Source organism: Bacteroidota bacterium (assembly GCA_016722375.1).
Taxonomy (GTDB): domain Bacteria; phylum Bacteroidota; class Bacteroidia; order Chitinophagales; family LD1; genus Bog-950.
On sequence record JADKJG010000003.1, the window covers coordinates 47649 to 60750 of the forward strand.

Below are 13102 nucleotides of genomic sequence, written 5' to 3' on the forward strand. Positions count from 1 at the left end.
TTCTGATGACGTTTTAAATAATAAGGGCGCGAAGATAGTAAATCCAGCGATAGTTTTACATGAAATGCAATTTTAAGCGAATTCTCGGCTATTAAAAAGACCGCATTATACTTCTTATCTGTAGCCCAGCCTCCCTTATTTCCGTGATAGGAATAACTAATTCTGAAGCTGTGGAACACCGGTAAACCTTGTTGGGATATGATTAAGATAGCCGCTGATTTGATTAAAACATCGAAAGGTTTGATCAAGATAGCGGATAGTATGATTAAGAAAGCAACCGCTTTGATCAAGATAGCGGAAGATATGATTAAGAATGCCGCGCTTATGATTAAGAAAGTGGCTCTTGTGATTAATATAGCGAATGACTTAATCAATATAGCGGCTACTATGATTAAGATACCCGAAGATGTGATTGATTAAGCGGCTTCTTTAACCGCTAAAGCGGGGAAATTGATTAAGTATCGGGGGATTATTATCGATATTCCGGGGATTATTGTTGATAATCGTTTGCGGGATAGGCGGTTACGAGCAGAACAACCAAATTAGAGTATTTTGTTACGTGAAATGGGTGGTTTTCGCCCTTGATGGAGTTTAGGGTACCAGAATTTCCCCGCCGCCAAGTCCGAAACGAGACTATGCGAGGGCGAAATAACAACTATCAGCGATGCTCAGAGTCTTTTAGCAGTTCCATTTGCTGGTTGATGAATGCTTGTTTGTCAACAGAGTCAAGTAGACCTTGTTGAAGAAGATTATTGAAAAATATTGAGAATTTTCGTGCGCCGCGATAGTTTAGGTGCATATAGTCAGCACGGTCATTATTGTTGGAAGGAAAGTCTTTGAAATCTATAAAATCAACATCTGACAGTCTTTCTTTTCTGAAATGTTGAATGCTACTTTCATTTTTCAAGGTGAGCGAGAGGGGATGTAGAGGTGTTCTTACCAACACAACTTTTATTTGTTTATTCTTTAAATGAGCAACGGTTTTTTCTAAGTAGCTAATACTAATATCAGATAGTTCACCTGATGAGTATAATGAATCATTTTTTGCAGGCAGGCGAAGCAAGGAGTCCATATTGCTTTTGACATTGGGCAAATACTTACCCCACTTGGAATAGGAGATATAGCTGCTCTCTTTGCCGGCAAGAAACTGAATGTTCTTTAGTAAACTGACGGATTCGAGGTTCAGAATGGTTTTGGACTTTTTCGGGAGCAATATTTGATACTCTTTCTTGGTTAAAAGAGGGGCATATTTGACGTAATGACCATTCATGAAATTATCATCCCAAACCCATTTATCACCCCAAGCTGCAATTGAGTTATTGGAAAATACAATAAAAACTACCTGTAATTGGGGATTGTTATCCGCTAATTTTGTTGCCTTAAAATACCGATATAAATAGGCCTCTCCCGAATTAGATATGTTTTGTGAATGGCCAATTAGGGAATCGTTAAATGCACACTCAAATTGAGAGTCTCCTAAAAATAAATAATGTACCTTCTTATCTATTGAAAAATAATGCCCGTTTGCTATTAGGGACTTTACTATACCAATTGTCCCTGCCGTAATTAAAATTACACATGTCGAAAAAACAACAAAAAGAACTAAGAACCGCTTCATGTTTAGAACTGAAAATAAATAAACTGTTGCTCGCTACCCCCCCATAGATAGATAGACATCAGGATTAAGTAATAAAGCCCCCAGCGGATTGGCCGCCACCAACCCAAGCCCAGTTTTTCTAATGCATATTTTTGCTCACGCCCTATCCATTCAATGATGATAAACAAGAAGATGAAGATTGGGAGTGACCAAGACATTCGCCAAACCAGAAAATTGATAGAGTTAATGTATGCTGATTTGTGGAATAGGCCCTGAAACATACTTTCTATATAAGCCAAGGCTGCGGTCAGGCTGGCGGCACGAAAAAATATCCAGGCAAAAACAGTCAGACCAAAGGTTATCGCCATTTGCAATAGTTCTTTGATAGATGGAAACCACTTCCCTTGTGCCACTGTTTGAAGATGAGTGCGGTTGCGGTTAGAAAGCAGCAAGGGTAAAAAGTAAAGCGCATTCAATCCTCCCCAAACAAGGAAGGTCCAATTAGCTCCATGCCAGAAGCCACTGAGCAAGAAAATAACAAAGATATTGCGAACTTTCATCCAAGTGCCGACCTTACTTCCCCCTAAGGGGATATAGACATAATCTCGAAACCAACTCGATAAAGATATATGCCATCGCCGCCAAAACTCTGCAATGTCTCTTGAAAAATAGGGGAATGCAAAATTCTGTAACAGCTCAAATCCCAGCAAGCGGGCCGTGCCTAAAGCAATATCCGAATATCCGGAAAAGTCACAGTAGATTTGGAAGGTGAAAAACAATGCCCCCAGTACCATAGTTGCACCGGAATAGTCCGAAGGGTGATTGAAAATCATGTTGGCATACGTTGCACAGTTATCTGCAATTACAATTTTTTTAAAAAGCCCCCAGAGGATTTGCCGCAGGCCATCTATCGCCTTGGAATAATCAAAATTTCTTTTCGCTTTTACCTGAGGCAGCAAGTGGGTGGCGCGTTCAATAGGCCCGGCCACCAAAAGGGGAAAAAAAGATACAAACAGGCTATAGTCCACCCAATTCCTAGTGGGCTTGATACGGTCATAATAGATATCAAAGACGTAAGATAGTCCGTGAAAGGTATAGAATGATATTCCTACAGGCAGGATGACGCTGAGGGTGGAAAAGTGTGCCTGAAAACCTATTGATTGCAAAAGATCGGCAAAGGATTCTGCAAAGAAGTTGTAGTATTTAAAGAGTCCGAGAAAACCTAGATTCACGACTACACTTATTGTAAGCCAAACTCTTCGAACCCGATTAGATTCAGAATCCTTGATTTTAATTCCGGTGTAATAATCTAAGAACGTAGAAAAGGCCAATAGAAAAAGGAATTTCCAATTCCAACAGCCATAAAAAAAATAGCTCGCTGTCAGAAGCATTATGTTTTGTAGCCGCAATGACTTGTTGGTGACAAACCAATAGAGAATAAAGACTATCGGTAAGAAAAGTGCGTAATCAAGGGAATTAAAAAGCATTGTGAAACCGCTTAAGTCCCTATAGAATGAAGAAAATTAATAGCATCATGCTACAACAATAGTTATTTTAACTAATGGAGGAGGGTAATGTCGCCAATGCGAACCTTTTTTGTGTGAAATAATTCAAATCGAGTCAGCCAATTTCGGCTTTCTGGACTATCTAAAACGCCAAGTTCCCTTCCTTCAGTTTTTCTGATTGTTCTGCCACCGCCAGCGCATCAATCATTTCACCAATATCACCATTCATAAACACTTCTAAGTTATAGACGGAGAGGTTTATGCGGTGGTCAGTAATTCTACCCTGAGGATAATTATAGGTACGGATTTTAGCAGACCGGTCGCCGGTAGAGACTAGGGTTTTACGGCGGGCCGCAATTTCATCTTCGTGTTTGCGCACTGCTGCTTCATAGATACGGGTTTTGAGCATCTTCATCGCCTGTTCTCTATTCTTATGTTGCGAGCGCTCAGCCTGACATTCTACTACTGTGTTGGTGGGAACGTGCGTCAAACGAACAGCGCTTTCTGTTCTATTTACGTGTTGACCTCCGGCTCCAGAAGCACGGAACACGTCTAATCTTATATCAGCAGGATTAATGTAAATCTCCACTTCATCGGCTTCGGGCAGAACAGCTACGGTGACTGCAGAAGTATGTACCCGACCTTTCGCCTCTGTTTCAGGAATACGCTGTACGCGATGAACCCCAGATTCAAATTTCAATCGGCCATACACCGTATCGCCGTTTACCTCAAGAACAACTTCCTTATAGCCACCTGCCGAACCATCGCTTGCATTAACCACAGAGACTTTCCAGCCCAGGGTTTCACAATATCGCGTGTACATACGCGCCAAATCACCTGCAAAAATGCCGGCTTCATCTCCGCCAGTACCGGCTCTAATTTCAAGCAATACATCCCGATCGTCTTCGGGCTCTTTAGGAACCAAAAGAGACTTCAATTCTTCCTCAATTTTTTCTTTTTGTGGTTCAAGTGTTGTTAAATCATTCTTGGCAAGCTCTCTGAAATCCTCATCGCTTTCTGTGGCGATAATTTGCTTATTGGTTTCTATATTGCTTAAAACAAGACGGTATTGCTCATACACCGCCACCACTTTCTCCAACTCTCGATACTCCTTGTTCAATTGGGCATAGCGTTTCATATCCACCATAGCAGCAGGGTCACTGAGGGTTTTACCCATTTCAATGAACTTCCCTTTGATATTTTCTAACTGACTAAACATGGAAATGGAGCGCTAACTTGTTGATTTTAAGGCGGGCAAAAATAACCGAATTGACGAAAGAACTTCTTTCAAATTCCGGCTCAGTATTTATAGAAATCAATATGGTCTTTCTTTAAAATTCCGAGACAATCTTTTTCCAGAACGGCTTGTTGAATATTGGAGGTGTCGGGCAAAGCCAAGGCTACACTTTCAAATGTTGTCGGATTATAAGAGTTGATGGAATTGTTTTCGAAATAGATGACCTGTTCTTTTAGAATTTGGAATTTTTTCAACCCTTTAAGTGGAATGGTTTTAGAATAGCCGCCGAACAGGTCGAACACCAGGATGCCTATTTCGGGGTCGTTCACATATACTCTGTTATCCTTTTCTATAATAAAGTTTGGCGAAGGGGCTTCGCCGATAATTATATTCAGCGGTTGGCTTTCCCGAAAAATCTTTCCGGCTTCATCTATCTTCTTCAATTTAAAATCTACGTTATCATAGAACCACAGCCGATTGTCTGTAGATGAAGCAATAGCGGTGATGTTTTGATAACCGAGATTGAAAAAGTTATAGGTGGTGATAGGAGCCAAGAACCGATCAAGAGTCGTCACGGTCATAAAATCAGGATAAAAAACCATAATTTTCAAAGGGTTGGTAACATCGAGCGTTCCAAACTTTCCAAAACGGTATTCTTCGTACCGATAAAGAAATTTACCGTCTGTAGAAAATTTTTGTAGCCGGTTATCAGACATGGCATAGAAGTTACTGAAGCTATCTACCGCAATCAAGTTTGCCTTTGTTTCATACGTGGCGACAAAAGAAAAGGATGTGGTGATTACAAATACGACAAACAATAGCCACCGTACGGTAATCTTGCGATAAAAGCGACCAATCTCTGATTTTACGACACTCACTTTCTAAAGTATTTCAGCTCCATATTTTTTCCATCAAATTCGGCATAGCTGTTATAGTCCAGCCAATCACCGGTATTGATATAACGGCTTTCCGGACTTAAAACTATATCCAAAGGGAGGTGCCGATGTCCGAATATAAAGTAATCGAAGTGTTCTTTCTTTAACATATCACGCGCATATTGAACGAGCCACTCTCCCTCTTCTCCTTTAAAATGTTCTAGCACCTTTTTATCTCCCTTCAAACCAAACCTACTTTTATAGGAAAAGAAAGCAGCCAACTTTATTCCCAAATCGGGATGCAGCCATCGAAAAACAAACTGACAAATGGGATTTGAAAAAACCTTTTTGATAAATTTGTAGCCACGGTCTCCCGGCCCTAAGCCATCACCGTGCCCGATGTAGAATTTCTTTCCATTGAACTCCCGCTGAACAGGTTCTCGAAACACCTTCACCCCCAACTCTTTTTCAAAATAGCCGAACATCCACATATCGTGGTTTCCGGTGAAGAAATTGACGGGTATTCCGGCATCAGTTAATTCGGCAATTTTCCCTTGTAATCGAACAAACCCTTTGGGAATAACGGTCTGATATTCATGCCAGAAGTCGAAAATATCACCAATGATAAATATCTCTTGCGCCTCCCCTTTTATCTCCTCCAGCCAGCTTATAAAAACTTTCTCTCGTTCCGAGCTGGATTTTTCATCGGGTACACCCAAATGAAGGTCAGAGGCAAAATAGATTTTCTTCCCAAAGGTCATTGGGATAAAAATAGGATTATTGTAATGATCCTGATTAGGGCCGAAGAGAAGGGGGGATAATTTCGTCAATCAGGAAAATATATACATTTTCCGGACCTTCTGCGTTCAGAATCAGACGTTTCTTATCATAGAAGTGGCCCTTATTACAAGCGTCCAATTTTACGATGGAAGGTAATTCCCCTTTGTGCATTTTGTGAAATATTTCAAGTCCTTCTGCCTCACTTGCTGTAAGATGAGACACGTCGGTAATGATAATATGTGTTTTTGGAAAACAGGGAAGTCTTCTTCTAGATGCTTGCTTGGGATTGAGTATCACGATACCCTCGTCAGCCACCAACAATTCACAGAGGGAAATAGCGGCATCAGAATTTTCTATCGTATATCCAATGGCTCCTTTCTGGAAGTTGTTTTCGGCAAAAGCATCTTTAATTTCATTCTCCCAACAAAAAACATGTGCCCATCCCTGCTCTTCCTTCAACATCCGAATGCCGTAGATGGCCTCCCGGATACTTTCACAGAAAATGAATTTGCCACCCGATTGGATAAACTTAGTGGCAAAACGAATATCTAAATCTTTTTTATCGGGGCGCGGTGCCTGCGGGGCACTGACCGGTACGGTGCGGAGTGCAATTTCTCTTTTGGTTATACTTTCCTCTTCCTTTTGCGATGACTTCACAGGATACTCTGCTTCCTCGACATCTGTAACTACTGCCATTAACGTTTCAGTTTGAGTTAGTTCTTCGGAAGATACAAAGGCATTTTTAAGGCGCGAAAAAATATTGGTTCCGGTTGCTTGAGTCAGCATAGTCTTTTTTTTAGTTCTTGGGAATGCTTTATTACCAGAACCCAAAATTAGAATAGGGGACAGAAACCAATAAGATTATACCTTTTCATTCTCAACAGGGGTATTTTCAACGTCCGTGTTTGTGGACACGACACCGGTGCCGTTTTGAATGATGTTTTGCTCACTGGGTTTCTCGACAATTTCAAAAGGCCTTTTGCCAATCAACCTTTCCAAATCATCTTTAAACAGCACTTCCTTTTTCAACAGGAGATTAGCCAAGTCATCCAATTCTTTTCGTTTAGAATTGAGCAGGTTCTGTGCGCGCACATACTCTGCTTCTATTATCTTTCTGGACTCTTCGTCAATCAACCGGGCTGTCTCTTCGCTGAATGGTTTGTTGAAGGTGTTCTGGTTTTGCATGTCATAGAACGATACATTACCTACTTTTTCATTCATTCCAAATATAGACACCATCGCGTAGGCAATCTTGGTTACATGGTCCAAATCATTTTGAGCGCCGGTAGAAATTTTATTAAAAACAATTTTCTCGGCTGCTCTTCCGCCCAAGGTCATGCACATTTTATCCAGCATTTCGTCCTGCCGTTCGATGTACTTTTCAATGGGCAAATACTGCGCATATCCAAGTGCAGCCACACCACGAGGAATGATGGATACCTTTAATAAAGGGTGAGCATATTCCAAGAACCAGCCGCAAATAGCATGACCGGCTTCGTGATAGGCAATAATCTTTTTTTCCTCCGGCGAAATCAACTTGTTTTTCTTTTCCAATCCACCGACGGCACGGTCAATGGCATCGTTAAAGTCCTGCATATCAATTTCGGTCTTGTTGTTACGAGCGGCAATCAAGGCTGCTTCGTTGCAGATATTGGCAATGTCGGCACCAACAAAGCCTGGAGTCAATGCCGCTAACTTATGCGCATCAATAACCGGACTTAGTTTAATGCTCTTAAGGTGTACCTTGAATATTTGTTCTCTCCCGTTCAGGTCGGGTTTATCAATTGAAATCTGTCGGTCGAATCGCCCGGGTCGCAACAAAGCAGTATCCAATACATCCGGTCTATTGGTCGCGGCTACTATAATTACGCCCTTTTCAGAACTAAAGCCATCCATTTCAACCAACAACTGATTCAGCGTGTTTTCGCGCTCATCATTTCCCTGAATAACGTTTTTGCCTCTGGCTCTGCCAATCGCATCAATCTCATCAATAAAGATGATACAAGGAGCTTTTTCTCTTGCTTGGCGGAACAAATCACGTACCCGCGAAGCACCTACCCCTACAAACATTTCAACAAAATCTGAACCGGAAATACTGAAAAAAGGCACCTGTGCCTCGCCTGCCATGGCTTTGGCAATCAGCGTTTTGCCGGTTCCCGGAGGCCCAATCAATAAAGCACCCTTGGGGATTTTACCGCCTAGAGCGGTATATTTTTTAGGGTTCTTCAGGAAATTGACAATTTCCTGAACCTCCACTTTTGCCTCATCCAAACCGGCTACATCGTCAAAAGTGAGATTGACCTTTTCATCGCGGTCAAACAAAATGGCTTTTGATTTTCCGATATTGAAAATATTTCCTCCCGGCCCACCTATGCCACCACCACCGGAGCGGCGCATCATGAAAACCCAGAACAGCACAAGAAGTACTAATGGAAATACCCAAGGGAAGATGTCGCGAAGCCAATCTTGCCGGATTTCATACTTCACGTCTGGTCTTTGCAAATCAGTATGATCTTTATAAAAATCATCGATATACCGGTCGAAGGCATCATTAGAGGCTACCGTGAAATAATAATGTGGTCCCTTATTCACCGAGCCGAAACGGCTATGGTGAACGTCCTTATATTGCTCTTTCGTCAGCGCAGAGTCTTTAATCGTTATTTCAGCATCCTTATCATTGACAATGGCAATTTTATCCACGTCATTGGCCAATAACATCTCGCGAAGTTTGGTTTCGCTAGACTCTTTCGGCTTATCAGAGAAAAGAGGAGTGAACATGAAAAAAGCGAAAAGCAACATCAGGGCATACACCCAGAAATAATTGAATTTCGAACCATCTAACGAAGACTTTGGAGTAGATTTTTTCGTTCCACTCTTCTTGCTGTCCTTCTTTTTGTCTCCCTTCTTGACTTCTTCTTTGTTTTCTTCAGTCCCCATGATATTAGTTTTCTATAATCCTTCTTTCAGACGAATCGCCTGTTGTATTATTGTATTCTTTCTTATTCAGCTCTCGCCGTATTTGGTCAACTTGGCATCGCTCCACAACTCTTCCAGTGCATAAAAGTCCCTCTTGTCGCGCAGAAAAATATGAACCACCACATCCGCGAAATCAACAATGATCCATTCAGAGTTTCCGGAACCTTCTGTATGATATGGCGTAAAACCTTTCTCTTTTGCCTCTTTTACTACATTGTCAAAGATGGCTCTGACCTGTGTGCTCGAATCGCCATGCGTGATAATAAAAAAATCCGCCGGGGTAATTTTTATTTTTCTGAGGTCAAGAGCGACTAGCTCTTTCCCCTTTTTATCCAAAATAGCATCAAGTACAACTTTCTTTAAACTTCCAGCCTCCGATTTCTTTTTTGCCAAATGCCTGTATTTTGTGGATAAAATTTGCCTGCAATACTTCCCAAAAGTAATTAGTTTTCACAAACCTAATAGAGAATGAAGTCATGACAAACAAGCCTTTTATCGGAAAAAATCTAATCGAGTTGGAAGCTGTGGACTCTACCAACAGCTATATTAAAGTGCTACTCACATCTGACCCACCCGCTCATGGAACAGTCGTTGTCGCCAGAGAACAGTTCGGTGGCAGAGGGCAAATGGGGACTACTTGGTCTTCGGAAAGCAATCAGAACATCACCATGAGCGTGTTGCTCTATCCCGATTTTTTGGAGGCAGACAAACAATTCTTTTTAAGTATGGCAGTGGCTTTGGCTGTTAAGGATTTTTGTGAGTTTATTTTGAAAGACGACATCAAAATCAAGTGGCCGAACGACATATACTATCTCAATCAGAAACTGGGGGGTATTCTGATTGAAAACACCATAAGCGGCAACAAGCTTTCCTCGTCTATTATTGGCATAGGATTGAACATCAACCAATCTACCTTCGACCCCGACATCCCTAATCCGGCTTCGTTTGCTCAAATAGCAGGCCATACGTTCGACCTGCCTTCGTTGGTGACGGACCTCTGTTCCTTTTTAGAGAAATATTATCTACAACTGCAACAGCTTCATTTCAACTTTTTGGATCGGGCCTACACTGATAGTTTGTATCGCTATCAGCAAACGCATGAATTCAAAAAGGGCGACCGTGTTTTTAAGGGAGAGATAAACGGGGTGACTAAAGAAGGTAAACTTATCTTGCATTCCAACGGAAAAGAACAGCGCTTTGCCTTTAAGGAAGTGCAGTATGTGATCTGAGCCGTTCCATCATATTTCAACCTGCCAATTTTTCTTATCCAACAAAAAGGGATGGGTAGATTCTCTTTTATCCAAGACATCTTTATGACAAAGAAACCGGATAGTTGCCAGCCCGCCTATTTCGCGAAGGGAAAGTATATCGGTATCACTATCGTAGCGATAATCCACAACAGAATATTGAGTGGCGTACCTATCTTCAGGTAATCATTGAATTGATAATTGCCCGGTGCGTAAATCATGGTATTGGTTTGATAAGAAATTGGAGTCATAAAGCTGCAAGAGGCGGCAAAAGCAACGGCAACGATGAACGGTCGTTCGGATAATCCCATTTGATTGGAAAGGCTGATAACGATGGGAGTCATCAAGGCGGCGGTTGCATTGTTTGAAATAAAATTGGTAGCGATAAAGGTGACCAGAAAGACAAATGACAAGGCTACTTGAGGATGAAAACCACCGAGAAGTTTCTCAATGCCAATTCCCATTTGTGCCGCTCCGCCAGATTTTTCGAGCGCGGCGCCCATAGATAATACCCCGGCGAGCATAAATATTACTTTCCAATCCACCGAACGATAGGCTTCTTCCGGCTTTATGATGCCGAGTATAATCATCAACAAACAACCCACCATGGCGCTAATCACAATAGGAGCAATATTTAAAGCAGCCGTGCCGATAACTCCTACAGCAATTGCCAAGGCTATCACTGTATTCTTGACATGGATTCTTTTTGGCGTATAGTCTGAAATCAAAATGAGATTGCCGTCGCTGATTATTTGATAGAGTTTGTCTTCATCGCATAGCACCAGCAATACATTGCCTTCGTTGAGCACCATGTCGGCAAAATTGGAATGACGGTTCTCGGCCTTGCGATATACCCCCATGACAATGGCATCATAAGTCTGGCGGAAATACAATTGTTGCAAGGACTTGCCCGCAAAAGAAGAACCGGAAGGGATGGAAAGTTCAAAGAGTTTAAACTTCTTGTCATCGCCTATATTTTTGGCATGCTTTCTTTCAAATGGAATCGAAATGCCCTTTTCCTTTTGGAGACTCAACAAATTTTGGGGTGCAATAGTTATACGCAAAATATCACCGGCTGCCAATAATTTTTCATCACCGATATCCTCTATATAATTTTGGTTCTGATAAAACCCAATCGGAGTGGCTTCAAACTCCTTCACAATGTTGGAGTGCTTTATCGGCTTCCCTATATCTGAAGCGCCGGGGCTTAGGAGTATCTCGGTGATGTAGCCCTTTCTGGTCGCAATTTCATGAACCTCCGAATCGGGTTTTCTATTGGGCATCAGCCAATTACCAATCGTCAACATATAAATAACTCCGCCTGCCAGCAACCAGAGCGCTGCTTGAGAAAATTCAAACATCCCCAAAGGCGCCTTGCCATAGCTTTCGGCTATGCCGCTGACCAAGATATTGGTAGAAGTGCCAATCAGCGTACATGTTCCGCCAAGCAAAGCACCAAAGGAAAGCGGCATCAACAATTTGCTGGCGGGCATTTTTGATTGTTTAGCCACCTGCAACACCAACGGAAGAAACATAGCCACTACGGCCGTATCATTGATGAATGCAGAGAGCAATCCCGCAAACGTCATAATAACGGCTATCGTAAATATGTGATGCACCCTGCCAGCTCGGATCAGAAGATTTCCCACCCCGTCCAGCACATTGGTTTTAAAAACTCCCGCACCCAAAACAAACATACAAGCTACCGTAATGGTGGCAGAATTATTAAAACCGGCAAATCCTTCTGCCGGCGATAAAACTCCCGCAACGATAAAGCAGGCCATGATGATGATAGACGTAGTGTCAATGGTGAAATATTCTTTAACAAACAGAAATATTCCGAAGGCAATAATCAGCAACGTGATAACCAAATCGGCATATACCAGCAATTCTTGGTAAAGGTTGAACATGAAACGAAAATAGTTTTCTATGGATACATTTATGTAGTGGACGATGTTTCTTGAAAAGGTAGATGAACCGACTTGCCGATTTCTACCGCTTTCGGTTATCCTTGCTATGAAATTATATTCTCCATCAAAAACCGTCCCTTTGAAGAACTCCTTTGAAATAGTACGATATATTTTCGACTTATTTTACTAAATGGATAAAAAAGCTCCATAAAGGGTTGAAATAGTTTGATACATGGTTGAACCATAATAATATAATTTAGAATGATAACGATGAATGATTGAACTAATTTGATAAAATAATAATGATGTTTGATAAATAGTTGAAAAAATGCTATTTTTATCATTCAAAGAACAACAAAATGGGTACTTACGGAAATAAAGAACTGCTCGGCGAGCAAAACGCTGCCGACCAACCGCATATTGGCAAAGTCATCAAACTGGTGATGGAAAAGAAACGAATGAAAGTAGCCGACCTGAAACATGCCTTGGGGCGAAAGGGCGGCGCTATCTATTATATACTGCGCCAAAAGTATATTCCTGTTCCTATGTTGCTGCGCATTTCAGAATTATTAGACGAAAATCTTCTTGAATTTTACAAGCCAAAAATCAGTCAGCCGAGCATGGGGAAAAAGGAGGCAGAAGACCTGCGAGAAGAAATAGCGAGACTGCATGAGGAGATGAAGTTGCTTAAAAAGGAAAACGAAATATTCCGCGAAGTGTTGACGATTAGGAAAAATGCTTAAACCCTTTTTCATAAAGCTACTTCAACCATAACCAAAGGTTCTGATTGAAACCCTCCAAGCAGCCCCTTGGCCGACAATCTGTTTCGTGTAATAAATGTATCAATCCCGGCATGAATTTCGCGGCTGCCAAGCACAGAAAATGCAGCCTGCATCCCGGCACAGTGACAGACCCATAAAATAATATCTTTGCCCGCCTTTGGAAAATATATCTTCGCAAAGGCGTTAATCATTA

Annotated in this window: 13 protein-coding genes; 3 read left to right on the forward strand and 10 right to left on the reverse strand. The window is 41.6% G+C overall.

Annotation, left to right across the window (positions count from 1 at the left end):
- Positions 1-198: 198 nt before the first annotated feature.
- On the forward strand, positions 199-420 hold the full coding sequence (locus IPP77_03910) for a hypothetical protein (protein ID MBL0308837.1): 222 nt from the start codon (positions 199-201) through the stop codon (positions 418-420).
- A 238-nt stretch (positions 421-658) separates the two neighbouring features.
- Here IPP77_03910 and IPP77_03915 read toward each other — a convergent pair whose 3' ends face one another.
- The 8 genes from IPP77_03915 to rsfS form a co-directional block, all read right to left on the reverse strand.
- Positions 659-1270, reverse strand: a complete 612-nt coding sequence (locus IPP77_03915) for an SGNH/GDSL hydrolase family protein (protein MBL0308838.1) — start codon at positions 1268-1270, stop codon at positions 659-661.
- Between the two features lie 350 nt (positions 1271-1620).
- A complete protein-coding gene (locus IPP77_03920; protein MBL0308839.1) occupies positions 1621-3084 on the reverse strand; it encodes an MBOAT family protein in 1464 nt (487 codons plus the stop codon).
- Between the two features lie 160 nt (positions 3085-3244).
- Positions 3245-4321, reverse strand: a complete 1077-nt coding sequence (gene prfA / locus IPP77_03925; protein ID MBL0308840.1) for a peptide chain release factor 1 — start codon at positions 4319-4321, stop codon at positions 3245-3247.
- Between the two features lie 80 nt (positions 4322-4401).
- On the reverse strand, positions 4402-5217 hold the full coding sequence (locus IPP77_03930; protein ID MBL0308841.1) for a hypothetical protein: 816 nt from the start codon (positions 5215-5217) through the stop codon (positions 4402-4404).
- A complete protein-coding gene (locus IPP77_03935; protein MBL0308842.1) occupies positions 5214-5975 on the reverse strand; it encodes a UDP-2,3-diacylglucosamine diphosphatase in 762 nt (253 codons plus the stop codon). Before IPP77_03935 ends, IPP77_03930 begins: the two co-directional genes overlap by 4 nt.
- A gap of 34 nt (positions 5976-6009) precedes the next feature.
- A complete protein-coding gene (locus IPP77_03940) occupies positions 6010-6780 on the reverse strand; it encodes an LUD domain-containing protein (GenBank protein MBL0308843.1) in 771 nt (256 codons plus the stop codon).
- A 75-nt stretch (positions 6781-6855) separates the two neighbouring features.
- Positions 6856-8931: an ATP-dependent zinc metalloprotease FtsH gene (gene ftsH / locus IPP77_03945; GenBank protein MBL0308844.1), complete on the reverse strand. Its 2076-nt coding sequence runs from the start codon at positions 8929-8931 to the stop codon at positions 6856-6858.
- Positions 8932-8997: 66 nt separating this feature from the next.
- Entirely contained in the window at positions 8998-9363 is a 366-nt protein-coding gene (rsfS, locus tag IPP77_03950) for a ribosome silencing factor (GenBank protein MBL0308845.1), read from the reverse strand.
- An 83-nt stretch (positions 9364-9446) separates the two neighbouring features.
- Between rsfS and IPP77_03955 the strand changes: the two genes are divergently transcribed.
- Positions 9447-10199 (forward strand): biotin--[acetyl-CoA-carboxylase] ligase, encoded by a 753-nt coding sequence (locus tag IPP77_03955; GenBank protein MBL0308846.1) that lies wholly within the window; start codon positions 9447-9449, stop codon positions 10197-10199.
- A gap of 116 nt (positions 10200-10315) precedes the next feature.
- Here IPP77_03955 and IPP77_03960 read toward each other — a convergent pair whose 3' ends face one another.
- On the reverse strand, positions 10316-12127 hold the full coding sequence (locus tag IPP77_03960; GenBank protein MBL0308847.1) for an SLC13 family permease: 1812 nt from the start codon (positions 12125-12127) through the stop codon (positions 10316-10318).
- Between the two features lie 359 nt (positions 12128-12486).
- Here IPP77_03960 and IPP77_03965 point away from each other — a divergent pair, with 359 nt between their 5' ends.
- Positions 12487-12870: a hypothetical protein gene (locus IPP77_03965; GenBank protein MBL0308848.1), complete on the forward strand. Its 384-nt coding sequence runs from the start codon at positions 12487-12489 to the stop codon at positions 12868-12870.
- 8 nt (positions 12871-12878) lie between these two features.
- On the opposite strand, the gene IPP77_03970 is transcribed toward IPP77_03965, so the two are convergent.
- Complete coding sequence (locus IPP77_03970; GenBank protein MBL0308849.1) at positions 12879-13100, reverse strand: hypothetical protein; 222 nt, start codon at positions 13098-13100, stop codon at positions 12879-12881.
- Between the last annotated feature and the right edge of the window lie 2 nt (positions 13101-13102).